This window comes from Pseudemcibacter sp. (assembly GCF_965661635.1).
Taxonomy (GTDB): Bacteria; Pseudomonadota; Alphaproteobacteria; order Sphingomonadales; family Emcibacteraceae; genus Pseudemcibacter.
In genome coordinates this window covers 1-19,266 of the sequence record NZ_CBFIEP010000082.1, presented here as the reverse complement: position 1 = coordinate 19,266, position 19,266 = coordinate 1, and the positions used below count along the sequence as shown (strand labels likewise).

Here is a 19,266-nt window from a genome sequence, read left to right as displayed (position 1 = left end):
AGAAGCATTTGAAGATATGGCAACTGAGCTTTCTTTAAGCATTCAAGATAGCGCCGAATTTTCAGAGCTAGAAGATCAAGTTATTATTGATGTAACAGAAGACGGCATGCGCATTCAATTGGTAGACCAAAATAACCGTGCCATGTTCCGGGATGATACAGCAGAATTATATTCATATGCGGAACGTATGGTTCGCCATATTGCGAGCAAAGTTAACAATCTGCCAAATAGAATAGCCATTAGCGGGCACACTGATTCCAAACCTTTTCGTGCTGGCTCGACTTATTCCAACTGGGAATTAAGTTCTGATCGCGCACATACATCAAGACGTGTGATGAGTAGCGCAGGTGTATCTGCAGACCGATTCGCAGAAATCACCGGCAAAGCTTCAACTGAACCGCTTTTACCGGACCGTCCAGATAGACCGGAAAACCTTAGAATAACAATACTCGTTATTCGTGAAGCACCAATTTTACCGAGTAATTTCTAAACTAAGCAGAAAAACAACCTTGTTTTTTTAAAAAAACTCCTGTTACTATATTTTTAAAATATAGGATGAGGACATATGGACGTTTTAGAACCAACATTACAAATGTGGTTAACTTTTGCGATTATTTCGGTAGGGATAATATCCTATATACTTGATAAATTCCCGATGGAAATTACGTCTCTCGGAATTATTTCATCAGTACTTATCCTGTTTCATTTTATGCCGGTTGTTAACCTTGATGGTGAAATAATTCTCACTACAAAAATGTTATTGTCTGGTTTTGCCGATCCTGCGCTCATATCCATTCTAGCACTTTTAGTTGTTGGCCATGGTATGGTTGAGACAGGAGCACTAGATAGTCCGGTTAAAGTACTGGTTCGTTTAGGAAATAATTACCCCATAGCTATTTTAGTTTTATCGCTAATTACCGTGATGATTATTAGTGCTTTTCTAAATAATACGCCAGTTGTAGTTATTTTTATCCCTATCATGATTACCTTGGTCGAAAATCTTGGAAAATCGCCATCGCTATATTTAATGCCTCTCAGCTTCGTTGCTATTTTAGGGGGCATGACAACACTTATCGGCTCAAGTACGAACTTGCTTGTTTCTGGTTCCTATCAGGCGATCGGCGGTGACGCGATAGGATTTTTTGATTTTGCTATTCCTGGCCTTTTTCTTGCGACAATTGGTTTTTTCTATGTTTTAATCATTGCTCCACGCATTCTGCCAAACGATCGCGCGTCATCAAACCAAGAAATGCAGATTACCGGCAAGCAATTTATCGCGCAGATTGATCTGACATACGGAAATTCTTTAATAGGCAAGAAAGCCGTAGCAGGTATGTTTCCTATTCTATCAGGCCTTACGGTTCAGATGGTAAAACGCGGAACGCAAAACTTCCTTCCGCCTTTTGATGATATTACGCTCGAAAAAGGCGACCAAATTATTATTGCAACAACAAGGAAAGAACTCACCGAAAAAATAGCTAAAGATCCAATGTTACTAGCAGATGTGAAAAATCTTTCTGTTGTAGATTTAGATGATGACGCTGATAGAGATATCACCCTTTCCCGCGGACAAAAACTTGTTGAAGTTATCGTTGCACCAAAATCACGCCTTGATGGCAGAACACTAGATCAAGCAGGGTTCGTCTTACAAGGCGGTAGTAAAATTCTAGGTGTACAAAGACGAAGCCGTATGAATAGAACCTCGATTAATGACATAAGATTGGTCGCAAATGATACTTTGCTCGTACTGGGCACACAAAGTCAGATCCACTCTTTAAGACTAAATGATGATGTGATGTTGCTTGAATGGTCGGAAAAAGAAATTCCAATTAAAGCCGATATGTGGAAAGCACTTGGCATTTTCTTAGGTGTGGTTGTACTCGCATCTGGTGGCATTGTTCCAATCGCTATCGCTGCAACATTAGGTGCTTTCTCCATGATTGTATCCGGTTGTTTAAACGTCAGAAAAGCCGCCCATGCTATTGACCGTAATATATTTCTTCTTATTGGTGCGGCACTTGCGATGGGATCTTCATTACAAGCGACAGGTGGTGCCTCTTATATAGCGATGATTATGATTAATCTTCTTGATGGTGCTAGTACAACGGTAATTTTATCCTCCTTCTTTTTACTGATTGCCTTCTTAACCAATATTTTAAGTAATAATGCGACGGCCGTGCTCTTTACACCCATCGCCGTTAATGTAGCGAGAGAGCTGGGAGTTGATCCCTTTATATTTGTTACTGCCGTCATTTTTGCGGCAAATTGTTCATTTGCAACTCCAATGGGATATCAAACCAACTTACTTGTATTGGCACCAGGCAATTATAAATTTGCTGATTTCTTAAAGGTCGGTGTGCCTTTAATCTTAATTCTGTGGGCAAGTTATACTTTATTCGCCCCTTGGTATTATGGTATTTAGGGATTATGACAGATCAATCTTCGCACTTTCCAAAATTCTATGTAACGGCCCCCTCACCTTGTCCCTATCTTGATGGTGAAATTGAAAGAAAAATTTTTACTGAGTTGGTGCCTGCTCCCCTTGCGTATGATCAAGACGCGATTTTAGCCCATAACGGTCCAGAAACAGAACGTGAAAAAGCTGAAAACCTTCATCATTCTCTAGCATTAGTAGGATTTAGGAGAAGTCAAGACATTGCCTATCGTCCAGCTTGTCAGGAATGTCATGAATGTAAATCAGTAAGAATTCCTGTCGTAATATTTGAAAAAAGCAAAAGCCAAAAAAGGGTTACGAATAAAAACAAGGATATTACCTTCGAAATTAAACCGAATATTGCCACGCATGAACAATATAGTCTTTTAAAAAAATATATTTCTGATCGCCATGAAAATGGTGGAATGGCTGGCATTACGTTTGAAGAATACCAAGATATGGTTGAGAGCAGTCCTATTAGCACTTCGATCATTGAATACAGATCTGATGATGGAAAATTGGTTGGCGCCGCATTAACGGATAAACTCGAAGACTCGCTTTCGATGGTTTATAGTTTCTTTGATATTAGCTCAGAGTTTCAAAAAAGAAGCTTTGGTGTATTTATGGTGCTTAACCACATACAAATAGCGAAAACCAGAGGACTGAATTATATTTATTTAGGGTATTTCGTCAAAAATAGTCAGAAAATGAGTTACAAAATGAAATTTAAACCTTTCGAAATGCTTACTTCAGAGGGTTGGCGATTAATAAAATAAAATGCTGAAAAGCACAGTAACCATTGAATTTGACAATATGTATGGTTATAAGTTAACCGTATATTATAACTAAAAATTTCTTAACAAAATTAAGGCATACTAATGGAACGTCGTTCATTTCTAAAAAAATCCGCTGCGCTTGGTGCCGGCACGATTGCAGCTGGTGCAGTAGCATCATGTAGTCCAAGCTCAGTAGACCCTAATTCAGGAACTTATAAAAATGCGGGGGCATCTGAAAACACTGGCGGTAATGCAAACAGCAGAGCGTCAATTGATCTTAAAATGGTGACGACTTGGCCTAAAAACTTCCCTGGACTAGGCACTCGCGCAGAAGAATTTGCAAGAGATATTGAAATCGCAACTAATGGTCGAATTCGAATTCGTGTTTATGCTGCAGATGAAATGGTACCTGCGCTTCAAGCATTTGACGCCGTATCTCAAGGGAATGCGGATATTTACCATGGACCAGATTATTACTGGCAAGGTAAACATATTATGTTTAACTTCTTTGGTGCCGTTCCTTTTGGTCTTTCTGCTACTGAAATGACGCAGTGGCTTCAATATGGTGGGGGGCAAGCACTATGGGACGAGCTAGCGGCTGATTTTAATGTGAAACCGATGCTGTGTAACGCAACAGGAATGCAGATGGGTGGTTGGTTTAATAAAGAAATCAATTCCGTTGAAGATTTCCAAGGCCTTAAGATGCGTATCCCAGGTTTCGGCGGTGAAATTATCACTCGAATGGGCGGTACACCTGTAACGCTTCCAGGTGGTGAGATTTTCTTATCTCTTTCACAAGGAAACATTGACGCTACTGAATGGATCGGGCCCTGGAATGATTTGGCTCTTGGCTTCCATCAGGTTGCAGAATATTATTATACGTCCGCTTATCATGAGCCTAGCGCTTCTGTTTGTGCAGGCTGGAACCTTGATGTGTGGAATGATCTTGATCCATCAGAACGTAAGATAATCGAAGCACTCGCGGAAATGCATTATGCGCGATCACTTGCAGAATTTAACGCTCGAAACGCGAATGCGTTAAGACAGCTTGTGAATGATCACGGTGTAAAATTGCGCCAATTCCCACAAGAAGTTATGAAAGCACTTGCGGATGTAGCCGCAGATATCGCAGCGGACATGGGTAGAACGGATGACATTTCTACGCGTATCTATAACAGTTACATGACCACACTTTCAGAAGTGAAAGAATGGAATGGTGTTGCTGACGAGCCATATTTTGCTGCACGTCGTCTATCGGATAAATTTGGTCAGGCTCTTTAATAGCCTTACTATAAACAATAATTAGGGATTAAAAACGGGAGCAAAATCCATGGACGGAATTGCAAAATTTGCCCGCTCAATAGACGGCCTCAATGAAGTGATTGGAAAAATCACCGCATGGTCTGCGCTAGGGTTGGTACTCGTACAGTTTGGGATCGTTATGATCAACTATCTTTATAGTGAAGGTAGTATTGCTGTGCAGGAAGGTCTTACCTATATGCATTCACTATTATTTTTAGGGGCGGCAGGATATACTTTACTTCACAATGGCCACGTACGTGTTGACATTGTTTACAGCAAAATGGATGAAAAGAAGAAAGCTTGGGTTAATCTTCTTGGTACTATTATCATTTTATTTCCAGTTCTTATTATCATTGGCATCTATGCTTTGCCATTTGTATCGCAATCTTGGCAAATCATGGAAGGGTCCATTGAAACGAGTGGCCTTCATATTGTGTATATACTTAAATCAATGATCCTTCTGTTTGTAGTCAGTACATTCCTTCAAGGGGTTTCCATATCATTACACTCTCTTCTATTGCTTAAAGGATACGAGCACCTTGTCGAAGAAGACATTGTGGAGGGCGTATAATGATTTTAGATTTATTATTATTTCAAATTGATTTTGTTGTTTTCGGCATTTGGTTAAGCGAATTTTTTGGTATGCCTTTAGACTTGCTATTATGTTCTGTCATGTTTGTTCTGGCATGCGCATCCCTACTAATTGGTTATCCTGTTGCCTTTACACTCCCCGGTATATCAGTCATTTTCGCGGGCATTGGTTTTGCAACCGGTATATTTGATATGTCGATTATTGGCGGTGTACCCCAGCGGATATACGGTACCATGACCAATGTCGTAATGATGGCCGTACCACTCTTTGTCTTTATGGGTGTAATGCTTGAACGATCGCGGATCGCGGAAGACTTGCTTGAAAGTATGGGGCAACTCATGGGCGGCATTAAAGGTGGTCTTGGAATATCTGTGACGATCGTTGGTGCCCTACTTGCTGCTTCTACAGGCATCGTTGGTGCGACAGTAGTGATTATGGGTCTTATGGCTCTGCCGACTATGCTTAATAAAGGATATAGTCCTGCGGTCGCTACTGGCGGTATTGCCGCGGCGGGTACGCTGGGACAAATTATTCCGCCATCAATCGTGCTTGTTCTTCTTGGTGATCAATTATCTTCCGCATGGCAAGCATCACAATTAGCGCAAGGCAATTTCTCACCAACTCCACTTTCTGTAGGTGATTTGTTTGCTGGCGCTCTTATTCCGGGCCTTGGCCTCGTGATGCTTTATATTCTTTATCAAGTTATTGTTGCGATAGTTTCACCAAATTCTTGTCCTCCGGTAAAAGATAAAGAAGAAAAAATTGATTTAAAACCCGTTCTTGCGGCCTTCTTGCCCCCAATCATTTTGGTGGTGGCCGTGCTTGGTTCAATCCTCGGCGGTATCGCGACACCGACTGAAGCGGCAGCTCTTGGTGCCGTTGGTGCTATCCTGATGGCAGGGTATAAAAATGATAAAGACAGACCTTTACCTGTTATCGTTGCCGGTGGTGCAATTTTCTTACTGCTATTACTAGGTGGTCTTTTTGACTTACGTATGGGACGCGAAGATATTGCCATTATGGATTACATTGCTTTTGCAATATCAATTCCAACTATACTTGCTATGTTGTGGGGACTGGCTGACAGCTTAATGCGTGTTTATCGCAACCGCGTTATTCACGAAGTTGTACAAATGACAGCAAAAACAAGTTCTATGATCTTCATAATCATGGTTGGTGCCGCACTCTTCACACTCATTTTCTTAGGATTTAATGGTGATTATTATATCACTGAATTCCTAACCAACCTACCTGGTGGTCGATTGGGTGCATTTGTCCTTGTGATGCTAGTGATGTTTGCGCTTGGTTTCTTCCTAGATTTTATTCAAATCGTCTTTGTTGTTGTTCCAATTGTGGCGCCGGTTCTCTTCCTAATGGATATTAACCCAATTTGGCTTGGAATTATGATGGCAATGAATTTACAAACTTCATTCCTGACACCACCATTTGGTTATGCGTTATTCTATCTTCGTGGTGTTGCACCAGAAGAAACGGTTAAAACAACTGATATATATAAAGGTGTGATGCCGTTCATCCTGATACAGGTATTGGCACTCGTTATCCTTTATAATTTCGAAGGGTTGGTAACTTGGCTCCCAAGTATAATCTTCGGAAAGGGTTTATAACAATATCATCAAAAAAGGAGGCTCTCGCCTCCTTTTTTATTTCCATACATTATCCACGACCACGATATGTCGGCACGCCTTGATCGGGGATCCAAATATTTTTTGGGGGCTCCCCTGTTTGATAAAACACATCAATCGGAATACCACCACGCGGATACCAATATCCACCAATGCGTAACCATTTTGGATTAAGTTCTTCAACAAGCCTTTCACCTATTCCTACGGTGCAATCTTCATGAAAACCTGCATGATTTCTAAAGCTATGCATATAAAGCTTCAGCGACTTACTTTCAACGAGAGCATCACCAGGCACATAATCGATGACAATATGAGCAAAATCTGGCTGTCCTGTTACTGGGCATAGAGATGTAAATTCAGGACATGTAAAACGCACAAAATAATCAGAATTTGGTCGTGGGTTTGGTACTGTTTCAAGAACCGCTTCTTCGGGACTGCTCGCTTGAACTGTTTCACCGCCAAGTTGGGATAAACCCTCATAAATTTCTTTTGCCATTTGCTATCCTAACATCTTAAATTTCATTCTCTATAATCCAATTATATATAAAAGTCATCAATGAACTAGAAAACACTATTTTGTATGAAGCGTTTATTGACCTTAAGGGATATTGAAACTATCTTCGTTCAATTCTTAAATTTAAGGAAACGAATATGTCCAAAACACCTTCACTCGTATCAATCAACTGGCTCGCTGAAAACCTTGGTGATCCTAATATTCGCATATTCGACAGTTCATGGCATATGCCAAATGCGGGAAGAGATGCAAAAGCAGAATATGATGCGAGCCATATTCCAGGAGCATTATTCTTTGATGTCGATGAAATAGCTGATACGGAAAACCCACTTCCCCATATGATGCCAAGCGAAGAAAAAATGGCAAGTCGTTTGCGATCATTTGGAATTTCAAATTCCGATCACATTGTCATTTACGACCATAGTGCAGGTTTATCAGCATCACGAGGGTGGTATATGTTTAAAAGCTTTGGTCATGAAAAAGTTTCCATACTGAATGGCGGTTATGCAAAATGGGCCGCAGAAGGTCACCCCGTAACTGACGACATTCCTGTTTTTAACAAGAGCCACTACATCGCATCAAAAGATGATAATGCTACAAGAACCTTAGAACAGTTAATTGAAAATATTACCACTAAAGCCGAGCAAGTGATTGACGCGAGATCAAATGGCCGATTTTTAGGAACGGAACCCGAACCAAGAGCAGGATTAAAGTCTGGCCGTATTCCTGAAAGTTTTAATGTCCCTTTTAATGTATTATTAAATGATGATAAAATGTTCAAATCACCTGAAGAACTTAAAGAAATATTTTTAAATAGCGGCGTCGATCTTGAAAAACCAGTAGTAACCAGTTGCGGTAGCGGCATGACCGCCTGTGTTTTATTATTTGCACTTGATCTTGTTGGCCAGAATAATAAGTCGCTTTATGATGGTTCATGGACAGAATGGGGGTCGCACCCCGACACTTCGGTCATAAAATAAAAGATTAAACGTCATAATGAAAAAAGATACAAAAATTGCTCATGCGGGCCGTAAAAAAGAATGGACAGGAAAAGCAGTAAACCCACCTGTTTATCACACATCTACCATTATCCATGACACTGTAGCTGACTTAAAGTTTGCACTTAAAAATTTAAAAAATAAGATCATGTATTATGGCCGTCGTGGCACCCCTACTCATTTTGCTTTTCGTGAAGCGATGGCAGAACTAGAAGGCGGCCATGACTGTTTATTATATCCATGTGGACTTGCCGCAATTAACGCCGCGCTTATGTCTTTTCTAAGCAGCGGAGATCACCTTCTTATGGTCGATACGACCTATGGGCCAACTCGGGCCTTATGTAAGACGGTTTTAAAAAGAATGGGGATAGAAACAACTTTTTATGATCCCTTAATTGGTGAGGAAATATCAGAGTTAATCCAAAAAAATACCAAAGTTATATTTACTGAAAGTCCGGGTTCCGTAACAATGGAAGTGCAAGATATTCCTGCAATTGCAAAGATTGCAAAGAAACACAATATCGTTTTGATGCTTGATAATACTTACGGCAATTTGATTAATTTTTCCCCATTTGAATACGGAATTGATGTCTCTATTCAAGCGGCAACAAAATATATTGTTGGACATTCAGACGCAATGTTAGGAACAATCACAACCAATGAACAACACTGGAATCAGCTTTATGAAAATAGTTACTACATGGGATATACGGCTGCACCAGATGATATAAATCTTGCTCTGCGTGGAATTCGCACAATTAAAACAAGATTAAAACAACATGAAGCAAGTGCCTTAAAAATCGCCGAATGGCTTAATTCAAGAAATGAAGTTGATTTAGTGCTACACCCAGCTTTTGATGATTGTCCAGGACATAAATTTTGGAAACGAGATTTTAATGGTTCAAACGGCCTTTTTTCATTTACATTAAAAGAAGGCAATGACGCATCCATTACTGCATTTCTAGATCATTTAAACCTCTTTAAAATGGGTTTTAGTTGGGGTGGTTTTGAAAGTTTAGTGATGAGTTTTTATAATTTAAAAGGAGAACGTGAATTACCATTATGGGATGATTATGGCCCTTTAGTTCGATTGCATGTTGGCCTTGAAGATGCGGATGATTTAATTGCTGATCTTGATCAAGCATTTGACCATTATAAAGCTGCGTTATAATTTATGCGCGCGAAGTAAAGCGCCCTAGTAAAAATAATACTGTCGCCGATAAAACGATCGCAGGGCCTGTTGGAACGTCCCATTGGCTTGAGGCCATGATACCAGAAAAGACTGCAACTACACCTGCGATTGCTGAAAATGCAATCATTTGAAGTGGCGTTTTTGATATTGATCTTGCGGCGGCGGCTGGAATAATCATCAAGGCCGTAATTAATAATACACCAATTACTTTAAGCGCAACAGCAACCAGAAACGCGATTAATAACATATACATTATCTTAACACGCTGTACTTTTACCCCTTCAGTATGGGCTAAATCCTGATGTACTGTTAATGATAACAAGTCACGCCAAATAAAATAAAGACAAACCCCACAAAGGACAGCAACCCCACCGATGGTATATATATTTTCCTCAGTAATTCCTAAAATATCACCAACCAGATAATACATCATATCTGTTCTAAAGTTATCCATCATAGATATTAAGATAATACCTATTGATAGTGCACTATGCGCTAGTATCCCGAGGATTGTATCTGAAGAAAAACGGTTATCGCGCTGTAAAAACAAAAGAAACATCGCAATAGCCGAACATGTTCCAATCATAATCAATGGATTTTGACTGTCGAACGCAATTCCAAGAGCAACCCCCATAAGGGCAGAATGCGAAATGGTATCACCAAAATATGCCATTTTACGCCAAACCATAAAACATCCGAGTGGTCCAGCGATAAGCGCAATCAAAACACCCGCGATTAACGCATTTAAGATAAAATCATCAATCATCTTGCTGATCCTTGCTATGATCGTGGCCATGATATTTATGGTCACGGCCTTCACTATGATGATGATTATATATAGCTATTCCCTCCATCGGTCGTCCCATTAAGGCATGATATTCTGGGTTATCTTTCACAAATTCAGGGGTTCCTCTACAACATATATGGCGATTAAGACACAAAACTTGATCAGTAGAAGCCATAACCAAATGCAAATCATGGGAAATCATTAAAACACCACAACCCGTTTTATCACGTATTTTTGCGATTAATCCGTATATTTCCTGCTGACCCATAATATCAATACCCTGAACCGGTTCATCAAGAACCAGCAAATCAGCTTCTCCCAAAATCGCTCTAGCGAGCAGAATTCGTTGCATTTCACCACCAGATGCGCTTTGAACGGGTTGATCTGCCATGCGTGACAAGCTAACGGTTTCAAGTGCTTTGGCTACATCATCATATGAAGTTCTTGGTCTAAGATAGAGAAAGTCTTTTACACTTAAAGGTAATACCTCATCAATCATAACTTTTTGCGGCATATATCCTATGGTGATATCATTTTCACGTTCAATTTCACCAGAAGTTGCGTCAAGAATACCTAATGAAATTTTCATTAAAGTACTTTTTCCAGCACCATTTGGACCAATCAACGTGACAGTTTCACCACGATTCACAGAAAAAGACACGTCTTCCAGCACAGGACTTTTGTGATAGATTTTACTTACATTATTAAGTTTTATGAGAGGGCCAGCGTTACTGTCCATTTCAGCTACGCTCTGCAATTTTCACAAACGCCTGCAATTTCAAGAATTGAGTTTTCATAACTGTACCCATTTTCTTTGGCTGCATTTTCAATTACGTTATGAAGTGATTGTTCATTCATTTCTGTTACATTACTGCATTTAGTGCAAATCATAAAATGACCTTGGTGTTTATGGGCTGGGTCACTACACCCTACAAATGAATTTAAAGATTCGATCCGATGTACAAATCCTTCTTCTATTAAAAAATCAAGAGCACGATAAACAGTTGGGGGCGCCACACGCTTCTTCCCTTCACTAAGCATATCAAGAACCTCATAAGCTGTAATGGGCTCGTGCTTGCTCCATACCAATTCTAGCACACGGCGCCTTAAAGGCGTAAAGCGCGTTTCTCTTTCTTCACAAATTTTTTGGGCGGATTCTAAAGCGGTTTCAACACATACGCTATGATCGTGCTTATTATTCAACATTCTGTTCTCTTCTCTTTATTACTATTTCCTAGAGACAATAAATGTGATATTGCCCTGTATGTTATAAAATATCAAGCCATCAAGGAAATATTATGGCAAACACCGAGAATAGCAACTCTTTCACACTATTATTAGACAAGCTAAAATTCAATGAAGATAGCCTCATTCCGGCTATTGCGCAAAGTCACGATTCGCATGAAGTACTGATGATGGCGTGGATGAACCGTGACGCCATTATTGAAACGCTCAATACTGGACGCGTCTGTTATTATTCTAGATCACGACAAAAATTATGGCGTAAAGGGGAAAGCTCCGGTCAAATTCAAACATTGAAAAATTTTCGTGTTGATTGTGATGCGGATACACTCCTGCTTTTTGTTGATCAAGTTGGCGTTGCCTGCCACACCGGAAGACGCAGTTGTTTTTATGAAGAAGTCTCAAAAGACGGTAGCATAAAGATCGTCGCGGACATCCTTAGAAGCCCGGACGATCTTTACGGTAAAAAATAATTTATGCACCAGGACCACAGTCCATGCAGCGTTCAATCATTTCAGGACCTAAGAATAATTTTGCATTTAAATCACGTAATGCGGTTCTCAGTCCCTCTTCAATAACCGGGTGATAAAACGGCATATCAAGTGCTTCTGACACGGTCATGTTTTTTTGGATCGCCCATGATAGCAAATGCCCAATATGTTCAGCCCGAGGGCCAAACATTTCTGCACCAAGAATTCGGCCCGTACCTTGTTCACCATACACTTTCAAAATACCTTTATTGATATTCATCACGCGGCTTCGGCCTTGTCCTTCAAAGCTTACTTCGCCAACGGCGTAACAAGCTTGGCATTGTTGTTTAACTTGATGAATATTTAAACCTGCCGTCATCATTTGTGGCTCAGTAAAAGCAATCCCGAGTGATGTTCTGCGGTGCCCTGATTTTATCTTAGGATAACGCCCGGCATTTTCACCGGCAATACGCCCTTCATCAGCAGCTTCGTGAAGTAATGGAATATCATTATTTGCATCACCCGCCATAAAAATATGGTCAACGCTTGTTTGAAGCGTAAAGTTATTTGCTTCGGGTACACCAAGTTCATCACGTTTTAATGATGTATTTTCTAATCCCAATTTATCAACATTAGGACGCCTTCCGGTAGCGGCAAGTAAATATTCAAAGCTTTCCTTTTGCTCTTTACCGTCTTGATCAACATAGGTGATTTCAACAGTATCGCCGACTTTTTGAATATTCTTCACATCGCCATCACTATTTAAATAAAATTCATCATTGAATGTTTTATCAGCATAATCACGAATTTCCGGATCTTGAAGCATACCAATTGCACCATCTTTCCCGAAAACTTTCACTCGTACACCCAATCGGCTGAGTGCTTGACCAAGTTCAAGCCCAATAACGCCGGCACCGAAAATCACCATTGATTCTGGTAATTGCTCTAACTCAAAAACTTGGTCTGTCGTGATTAAACGATCTTCTGCACCATTAAAAAACCCTGGATAAGCCGGACTTGATCCCGTTGCGATGACTATCGATTTCGCCTTTACGGTGGTATGATCATCAATCTGCAATGTGTTATCATCAATGAATTTTGCATATCCTTTTACGCGATGTTTTTCATCAAACCCTTCAACGGATTCAATCACAAAACCCACAAAGCGGTCACGCTCACTTCTTAATCTTGTCATTACGGCTTTCTTATCAACCGTCACATTATCAACCGAGACACCAAAAATGTCTGTGTGACTAGAATGATACGCTGCTTCCGCGGCTGAAATTAATAATTTACTTGGCATACATCCAACCCGCGCACAGGTTGTCCCGTATACGCCACCTTCAATAAGCATTATATTATCTGTATGCTCACTGGCTGTTCTATAAGCGCCCATCCCGGCTGTACCTGAGCCGATAATCGCTACATCTACTTCTTTATTGATCATATCTTTTTCCTCTCAAGAATTTATAATTATTCTAATGAATTGAACCATATATTGAAGTTCAAAGATTTTTTTCAAGGTACCTCACAAAAACTTGATTAAAAAAATGCCCCTCACTCAAAATAGAGTGAAGGGCATTGAATTTTTATAAAGGTAAAATTTATGCTTTCATTGCTTTTTCAAGTTGATCCGCAATTGGAAGTTTTCTGATCCGCACTCCACATGCATCGAAAATCGCATTACAGAGTGCCGGAATGGCGGGCGGCAATGACATTTCACCCAATCCTTTTGGATCGATATGATTGCGTACGACTTCGGATGTAAGCATATGAGGGGACGTTCCGATACGCGCCATTTGGTATGTATCGAAATTATTATTAATCACACGACCTTCCTCTAGTTCAATGGCCTGACCAAGGGCTGCGCTAAAACCATCAAGCGTTCCGCTTTCAATTTGCGCGCGGCACCCTTGCGGGTTAATGGCAATGCCGGGATCGGCCGCACCACTAGCATTTATAATCGTTAGCGTTCCGTCACTGTCCACTTTAACTTCGACTGCGCAGGCCGCATAACCGCCGAATGTCATAAAGCTTGCAATACCCATACCATGCCCTTTGGGAAGTTCTTTACCCCAACCAAGGTTTTTCGCCGCAATTTGTAGAACGTTAATGAAACGATCCGCTTCCATAATGTCACTACTAAACCCCGGCGCTGGTGTATCACCAGCATCCTTAAACATATCAATACGGAACTGAAGTGGATCTTTATCCGCTAGATGCGCCATTTCATCAACAAAGCTTTGCATCGCATAACCCGCTACATTTTCCGTTGGTCCGCGCCAAGGGCCGCTTGGGAGCACCTTACTATCAATCACTTCACCGCGGTAATTGGGGACATGATGAGCCGGAAAAGCATGTGTCGCGAAATCATTATCCGTTGAACAATGGAAATAATTTGCCGCAACTAGTTTTCCATTTTTATCAAGTCCGCCCTTAAACATATGACGACCTTTTGGATTATAGAAATCTTGTTCAAGATCATCTTCGCGTGTCCAAATTACTTTAATCGGTTTGCCAACCGCTTTTGAAAGCACCGCCGCTTCCGTGCAGGCATCAACAATAAATTTACGGCCAAAACCGGAACCAAGGCGCATCAATGTCACATCAAATTGGTCATGGGTATAACCCGGTAACACACGCATTAAATCATTCATGACCCTAACGGCCGTTTGATTTCCAGCAATCACCGTGACTTTATCGGATTTTACATCAACGATACCGCATGGTGTTTCCATGGTCGCATGGGCCCAATAAGGTTGATCATACGCAACTTCAAGGGTTTTATCGGCCTCGGCAAAGGCTTTATCAAAATCACCATGCTCTAATCTGACGTTGGTTTTACCTTCTACGATAACTTTGTCAAAATTGCGATCAATCCATGCATTGTCCACATCGGCCCAGCGCCCTTTGTCCCATTCGATTTCCAATGCTTCGCGACCTTTAAGAGCCGCCCAATGACTGTCAGCGATTACGGCGACACCATCAGCGATATATTTCTGTTCGTTTATATCTTCGGGGATACGGTTCACGCGCACAACATGGCGCACGCCCGGCACTTTTAATGCCTCGGTATCATCATATGATTTCACAAGACCATCAGCGTGTGGGCAGCGCGCGATCACCGCATTTAGCATACCCGGTAATTCCATATCCATCACGTATTTTTGTGCGCCAATTGCAATATCGCCCGCTACTTTTTGCGGTTGATCCGTACCAATGACTTTATATTCATCTGGTGATTTTAATTTCGGTTCAGCGGTTAAAGTCACAATCGCGGCTTTTTCCACGAGCGAACCATAACTGATTTTTTGATTGCCGCTGATCACATATCCATTATCTGTGTTTAAACTTGAAATATTCACACCAAGATCATCAGCCGCGGCCTGTTTCAAACGTTCACGGGCTTCTGCTCCTGCCATTCGCAGCATTTCATAGGAACGGCGGATTGATTGGCTACCGCCAGTTGATTGATGGATCGGATGCCCTTTATAGGTTTGATTGATATAGGGTGCATCACCACCACGCGGGTTGCTGCCGTCATTTTCTTTATAAAGTGGTGGTAATTTTTCAACATTGACATTATCAAAATCAACATCAAGCTCTTCAGCAACAAGCATTGGTAATGCCGTATTAACACCAGTCCCGTCGTCGGGCACTGAATAGCCAATGGTCACCATATTATTCGTATCAATTTTCAGATAAAAACCGAGATTAGTGTCAAGATTTCGGTAGCGATCCTTGGAGCCATTTTGTGCAAAACTAAATGAAGGACTAGAAATAACAAGCGCACCCGCGGCGGCTGTTACTTTTAAAAATTGGCGTCTATCAAAATTTCCCATGATTATGCCTCCCCTCTTAAATAGGCTGCGGCCTTATGAATGGCAATTCTCATGCGGGCATAGCTCGCACAGCGACACAGATTGGTATGATTTTCATCAATGTCTTCATCCGTCGGGTTCGGGAAATCTTTTAAAAATGATGCCACCGCCATAATTTGTCCAGATTGACAGAACCCGCACTGGGCCACGTCTTCTTCGACCCAAGCACGCTGCACCGCATGCAGGCGATCTTGATCGCCTAACCCTTCTATGGTAACGATATCTTCACCATCAACGGCAGCCATGGGCACAGAACAGGACCGCTGCGCCATACCGCCCATATGAACGGTACAAGCACCGCACTGCGCAATACCACAACCAAATTTAGTCCCTGTTAATTTCACATCTTCACGCAAATACCAAAGAAGTGGCATATCCTCATCACCTTCAAAGGTGTGTTCCCTGCCGTTGACCATAAATTTAACCATTGATTCACCTATATTTTATTTGATTTTAAAAAAACGATTTCCAAAAACAATCATGCCTATCCCAATAATCATGATAGCATATAATAGCATATTTTCTTTGCCAAGCCATATGGTTGCTGTGCCCGCAACGATTGACATTAACAAATCAATCATACCATAAGCTGTCGATTTTTCTTCACTACTTGAAAATAATGTAATCGCACGCGCCAGTAAAACACCCGCAATCACCAGCAGTGTAAAACTGCTTAAAATGACATTCCATTCGCCAACCATCAATATTTCAGGGTTATAGATAAAATAAAAGGGAATGATAAATGCAGATAATCCGAGTTTAAGACCAGCCATACTTGTTTCACGTAAATCTGCTTTCGCAAGGCTCGCTGCCGCATAGGAAGCAATCGCAACCGGCGGCGTTAAAAATGATGCAAGTCCAAAATAAAAGACGAAGAAATGTGCTGCAATGGCCGGCACACCCATATCGGTTATAGCCGGCGCAAGAAGCATCGCGACAATGATATAAACGGCAGATGTCGGCATACCCATCCCTAGAACAATGGACGCTAGCGCCGTCAATAAAAGCATTACAAATAAACCATAAGCGATCCCAACATCGCTCAGTGCGAGAGCAAGGCTAAAGCCAAGACCGCTCATATTTATTACGCCAATGATGATCCCCGCCCCCGCACAAATCATTACAAGCATGACAAATGGTTTTCCAAGACCCAGAATACATTCATAAATTATCTTAAGTGATGGTAATTTCTTAAATTTCAAAAGCGCAAGGAACAAAAGAGAAAGCGTCGCATATAGGGCAGATTTTGCAGGATTAAATGCAAGAACAAACAAGAAAAAAATTAGCACACCCAGCGGAATGATAAAAAGCCAGCCCGCTTTTATCACATCAAACATTTTTGGAAGTTCCGATTTTTTAAGACCTTCTAATCCTTTATCACGGGCATAAAAATCAATCTGACAAAATAGAAAAACATAATAAACAATAGCCGGTAATATTGCAGCAGCGACAATAGTTGAATATGGCATTTCCAGATATTCCGCGATGATAAAAGCGGTTGCCCCCATGACGGGTGGTGCTAGCTGACTACCGTTTGAAGCCACGGCCTCAATCCCCGCTGCCATCGCGCCTTTAAAGCCGTTACGTTTCATCAAAGGAATTGATATCATGCCCGTTGACATTATATTCGCAACGGTCGCGCCACTAACGGTTCCCATTAGCGAACTACCCACTACGGAAACCTTTGCAGGACCGCCACGTTTATGACCGATTGATGCCATGGCAATATCTGAGAAAAATTTAGTCGCGCCGCTCGCCTGCATTACCTGTCCAAGGATTAGAAATCCTAAGATCAATGTACCTGCTACCATTATAATGAAACCTAGAACGGCGCTGCTATCAATATAAAGATACATGAAAAGGGCGTCATAATCATTTTGCGCACCTTCAAAAATACCAGGTGCTTTATGACCAAATATACCGTATAGCAGTGACGCTAAAATGATTATTGCCATACCGTTTCCGGTTGTTTTACGCACCCCTTCAGTGAGCAATCCAATCGAAATAACAGCCATGGAAATTTTAAAAAATGTTCGGTCATGTTGATTAAGAAGCCAATCTTCATAATGGTAAGCACAAAGAAGCCAAACACCACCCGCGATCAACGCCAAAATATAATCTATAGTTTTGGCATTATCACTATATGGCCAATAAATAAAAGCTGCTGCAACAGAAAACCCAATAAGAAGAGCTAAATAATTTCCGCCTAAAATGGCTAAGCCTAGCTGCAGTGGTACGCCCATAATCCAACAAACGCCAAATAAAACCGGCAATCCAAAAATAAAAACATTAAATGCTTTTTTAATGGTGGTATCGCCCTTGTCTATTTCTTGTTCACTCACCGTTTATTAATTCCAGACTTCCAACAACTTTTGGTTTCTCATCTCCGCTGCCTCATCCCATTTCGCTAGTCCTTTTCCACTTTTGAAATATTCAATAGCCGCTTTATGATAAGGCACAGTTTGCGTTTCATGCACTAAATCCGCAGGAGAGAAATTGGTTAGATTGTTATAATCCTTGCCAATATCATCCCAATTTGCATGTAATACATCCAATATTTTCACCACATCTTGATCTGATAATGATTTGGGCACCACAATATAAATATCAAGCGCAAAAATTCTTGTTTCCGTTTCAACGCCCGGATAACTATCCGCACCCACGACAAAAGGTCTGATTTCTGAATAAGCTGATTGGCTCAATCTTTCTTCAAACCCCTCTTTTTCAAGACTTAAAATTGTAATTCCCGCTGTCGCGTTGGCTTTTCTTACGGCTGCCATACTCACACTTCCGGGTGCTGCATCTGCATTTCCTTCGACGACCGCTTCAATGCCTTGCCCGACGCCAGATACAGTGACCACTTCAACATCTTCGCGTCTTAACCCTGCACCATCAAGCATGGTTTGTGACATTTCAGTCAAAGCACCAGCGGCAGCAAAATCAAGCACTACTTTTTTTCCTTTAAGGTCTGCGATTGTTTTAATTCCACTGTCTTTACGAACAACAAAAGCAAACGGCATAGCAACAATACGTCCTATGGTTCGAATATCTTTCATAGGTTCCGTTTCAAGCCCCAAATAAGAAGAATTTGATTCACCCATGGAGGATAATCCCATTGTCACTTCACCGGCATTAATTAATGGCATAAATGCGCTTGGTCCCACATATGGTCGCGCCGTTACACGCATGCGAAGGTTTCTTTGCATATGCTTAGCCATAACTGTGCCAAGGGCATGCATGGAACTACCAACAAAACCTGTTCCGATGCTAAATTGCCTACTTTGCGCGAATGTCGGCAATGTCGACGACATAATCATCGCCACGCTTAATAAAATGACACCTATATTTTTAAATATGCTTTTCATCGGATGATGGTTTTCCCTATAAATCATTACTGTAATAACATATCATTTTCATCTTACCTATTTTAAAGAT

The 19,266-nt window shown here is 41.1% G+C and carries 18 protein-coding genes; 9 read left to right on the top strand and 9 right to left on the bottom strand.

Annotation, left to right across the window (positions count from 1 at the left end; translation table 11 throughout):
• From ACTF6W_RS05965 to ACTF6W_RS05940, 6 genes are all read left to right on the top strand, one after another.
• Nucleotides 1-490 (top strand): OmpA family protein (locus ACTF6W_RS05965; RefSeq protein ID WP_438993633.1); only part of this gene is annotated, 490 nt, incomplete at its 5' end.
• Between the two features lie 75 nt (nucleotides 491-565).
• Nucleotides 566-2,422, top strand: coding sequence for an SLC13 family permease (locus ACTF6W_RS05960; protein ID WP_438993632.1), 1,857 nt, complete (start codon nucleotides 566-568; stop codon nucleotides 2,420-2,422).
• Between the two features lie 5 nt (nucleotides 2,423-2,427).
• Complete coding sequence (locus ACTF6W_RS05955; RefSeq protein ID WP_438993631.1) at nucleotides 2,428-3,210, top strand: arginyltransferase; 783 nt, start codon at nucleotides 2,428-2,430, stop codon at nucleotides 3,208-3,210.
• Nucleotides 3,211-3,312: 102 nt separating this feature from the next.
• Nucleotides 3,313-4,491, top strand: coding sequence for a TRAP transporter substrate-binding protein (locus tag ACTF6W_RS05950; protein ID WP_438993630.1), 1,179 nt, complete (start codon nucleotides 3,313-3,315; stop codon nucleotides 4,489-4,491).
• A gap of 49 nt (nucleotides 4,492-4,540) precedes the next feature.
• On the top strand, nucleotides 4,541-5,083 hold the full coding sequence (locus tag ACTF6W_RS05945; protein ID WP_438993629.1) for a TRAP transporter small permease subunit: 543 nt from the start codon (nucleotides 4,541-4,543) through the stop codon (nucleotides 5,081-5,083).
• A 71-nt stretch (nucleotides 5,084-5,154) separates the two neighbouring features.
• Nucleotides 5,155-6,729, top strand: coding sequence for a TRAP transporter large permease (locus tag ACTF6W_RS05940; protein WP_438993634.1), 1,575 nt, complete (start codon nucleotides 5,155-5,157; stop codon nucleotides 6,727-6,729).
• A gap of 49 nt (nucleotides 6,730-6,778) precedes the next feature.
• Here ACTF6W_RS05940 and queF read toward each other — a convergent pair whose 3' ends face one another.
• Nucleotides 6,779-7,243, bottom strand: coding sequence for a preQ(1) synthase (gene queF, locus ACTF6W_RS05935; RefSeq protein ID WP_438993628.1), 465 nt, complete (start codon nucleotides 7,241-7,243; stop codon nucleotides 6,779-6,781).
• A 155-nt stretch (nucleotides 7,244-7,398) separates the two neighbouring features.
• Between queF and sseA the strand changes: the two genes are divergently transcribed.
• On the top strand, nucleotides 7,399-8,241 hold the full coding sequence (gene sseA / locus ACTF6W_RS05930) for a 3-mercaptopyruvate sulfurtransferase (protein WP_438993627.1): 843 nt from the start codon (nucleotides 7,399-7,401) through the stop codon (nucleotides 8,239-8,241).
• Between the two features lie 16 nt (nucleotides 8,242-8,257).
• Nucleotides 8,258-9,430, top strand: a complete 1,173-nt coding sequence (gene metC / locus ACTF6W_RS05925; protein ID WP_438993626.1) for a cystathionine beta-lyase — start codon at nucleotides 8,258-8,260, stop codon at nucleotides 9,428-9,430.
• Nucleotide 9,431: 1 nt separating this feature from the next.
• On the opposite strand, the gene ACTF6W_RS05920 is transcribed toward metC, so the two are convergent.
• The 3 genes from ACTF6W_RS05920 to ACTF6W_RS05910 are packed head-to-tail and all read right to left on the bottom strand — an operon-like array spanning nucleotide 9,432 to nucleotide 11,444.
• Nucleotides 9,432-10,217 (bottom strand): iron chelate uptake ABC transporter family permease subunit, encoded by a 786-nt coding sequence (locus ACTF6W_RS05920; RefSeq protein WP_438993625.1) that lies wholly within the window; start codon nucleotides 10,215-10,217, stop codon nucleotides 9,432-9,434.
• Complete coding sequence (locus ACTF6W_RS05915) at nucleotides 10,210-10,977, bottom strand: ATP-binding cassette domain-containing protein (RefSeq protein ID WP_438993624.1); 768 nt, start codon at nucleotides 10,975-10,977, stop codon at nucleotides 10,210-10,212. The genes ACTF6W_RS05920 and ACTF6W_RS05915 overlap by 8 nt, the downstream gene beginning before the upstream one ends.
• Nucleotides 10,978-10,982: 5 nt before the next feature.
• Entirely contained in the window at nucleotides 10,983-11,444 is a 462-nt protein-coding gene (locus ACTF6W_RS05910; RefSeq protein WP_438993623.1) for a Fur family transcriptional regulator, read from the bottom strand.
• A gap of 92 nt (nucleotides 11,445-11,536) precedes the next feature.
• Here ACTF6W_RS05910 and hisI point away from each other — a divergent pair, with 92 nt between their 5' ends.
• Nucleotides 11,537-11,953: a phosphoribosyl-AMP cyclohydrolase gene (gene hisI, locus ACTF6W_RS05905; RefSeq protein WP_438993622.1), complete on the top strand. Its 417-nt coding sequence runs from the start codon at nucleotides 11,537-11,539 to the stop codon at nucleotides 11,951-11,953.
• Nucleotide 11,954: 1 nt separating this feature from the next.
• Here hisI and ACTF6W_RS05900 read toward each other — a convergent pair whose 3' ends face one another.
• The 5 genes from ACTF6W_RS05900 to ACTF6W_RS05880 all read right to left on the bottom strand — a co-directional run bounded on the left by ACTF6W_RS05900 (nucleotide 11,955) and on the right by ACTF6W_RS05880 (nucleotide 19,196).
• Nucleotides 11,955-13,397: a dihydrolipoyl dehydrogenase gene (locus ACTF6W_RS05900; protein WP_438993621.1), complete on the bottom strand. Its 1,443-nt coding sequence runs from the start codon at nucleotides 13,395-13,397 to the stop codon at nucleotides 11,955-11,957.
• Between the two features lie 157 nt (nucleotides 13,398-13,554).
• Complete coding sequence (locus tag ACTF6W_RS05895; protein WP_438993620.1) at nucleotides 13,555-15,792, bottom strand: molybdopterin cofactor-binding domain-containing protein; 2,238 nt, start codon at nucleotides 15,790-15,792, stop codon at nucleotides 13,555-13,557.
• A 2-nt stretch (nucleotides 15,793-15,794) separates the two neighbouring features.
• Nucleotides 15,795-16,259, bottom strand: coding sequence for a (2Fe-2S)-binding protein (locus ACTF6W_RS05890; RefSeq protein WP_438993619.1), 465 nt, complete (start codon nucleotides 16,257-16,259; stop codon nucleotides 15,795-15,797).
• Nucleotides 16,260-16,274: 15 nt separating this feature from the next.
• Entirely contained in the window at nucleotides 16,275-18,173 is a 1,899-nt protein-coding gene (locus tag ACTF6W_RS05885; RefSeq protein WP_438993618.1) for a TRAP transporter permease, read from the bottom strand.
• A 6-nt stretch (nucleotides 18,174-18,179) separates the two neighbouring features.
• A complete protein-coding gene (locus tag ACTF6W_RS05880) occupies nucleotides 18,180-19,196 on the bottom strand; it encodes a TAXI family TRAP transporter solute-binding subunit (RefSeq protein ID WP_438993617.1) in 1,017 nt (338 codons plus the stop codon).
• Between the last annotated feature and the right edge of the window lie 70 nt (nucleotides 19,197-19,266).

Excerpts from the sequence above, each read along its gene's own strand:
- ACTF6W_RS05955 (WP_438993631.1), top strand. The coding sequence starts at position 2,428 with ATGACAGATCAATCTTCGCACTTTCCAAAATTCTATGTAACGGCCCCC.
- ACTF6W_RS05910 (WP_438993623.1), bottom strand. The coding sequence starts at position 11,444 with ATGTTGAATAATAAGCACGATCATAGCGTATGTGTTGAAACCGCTTTA.
- queF (WP_438993628.1), bottom strand. The coding sequence starts at position 7,243 with ATGGCAAAAGAAATTTATGAGGGTTTATCCCAACTTGGCGGTGAAACA.
- hisI (WP_438993622.1), top strand. The coding sequence starts at position 11,537 with ATGGCAAACACCGAGAATAGCAACTCTTTCACACTATTATTAGACAAG.
- metC (WP_438993626.1), top strand. The coding sequence starts at position 8,258 with ATGAAAAAAGATACAAAAATTGCTCATGCGGGCCGTAAAAAAGAATGG.
- ACTF6W_RS05920 (WP_438993625.1), bottom strand. The coding sequence starts at position 10,217 with ATGATTGATGATTTTATCTTAAATGCGTTAATCGCGGGTGTTTTGATT.
- ACTF6W_RS05895 (WP_438993620.1), bottom strand. The coding sequence starts at position 15,792 with ATGGGAAATTTTGATAGACGCCAATTTTTAAAAGTAACAGCCGCCGCG.
- ACTF6W_RS05900 (WP_438993621.1), bottom strand. The coding sequence starts at position 13,397 with ATGATCAATAAAGAAGTAGATGTAGCGATTATCGGCTCAGGTACAGCC.
- ACTF6W_RS05890 (WP_438993619.1), bottom strand. The coding sequence starts at position 16,259 with ATGGTTAAATTTATGGTCAACGGCAGGGAACACACCTTTGAAGGTGAT.
- ACTF6W_RS05950 (WP_438993630.1), top strand. The coding sequence starts at position 3,313 with ATGGAACGTCGTTCATTTCTAAAAAAATCCGCTGCGCTTGGTGCCGGC.
- ACTF6W_RS05940 (WP_438993634.1), top strand. The coding sequence starts at position 5,155 with ATGCCTTTAGACTTGCTATTATGTTCTGTCATGTTTGTTCTGGCATGC.
- ACTF6W_RS05915 (WP_438993624.1), bottom strand. The coding sequence starts at position 10,977 with ATGGACAGTAACGCTGGCCCTCTCATAAAACTTAATAATGTAAGTAAA.
- ACTF6W_RS05880 (WP_438993617.1), bottom strand. The coding sequence starts at position 19,196 with ATGAAAAGCATATTTAAAAATATAGGTGTCATTTTATTAAGCGTGGCG.
- ACTF6W_RS05960 (WP_438993632.1), top strand. The coding sequence starts at position 566 with ATGGACGTTTTAGAACCAACATTACAAATGTGGTTAACTTTTGCGATT.
- sseA (WP_438993627.1), top strand. The coding sequence starts at position 7,399 with ATGTCCAAAACACCTTCACTCGTATCAATCAACTGGCTCGCTGAAAAC.
- ACTF6W_RS05945 (WP_438993629.1), top strand. The coding sequence starts at position 4,541 with ATGGACGGAATTGCAAAATTTGCCCGCTCAATAGACGGCCTCAATGAA.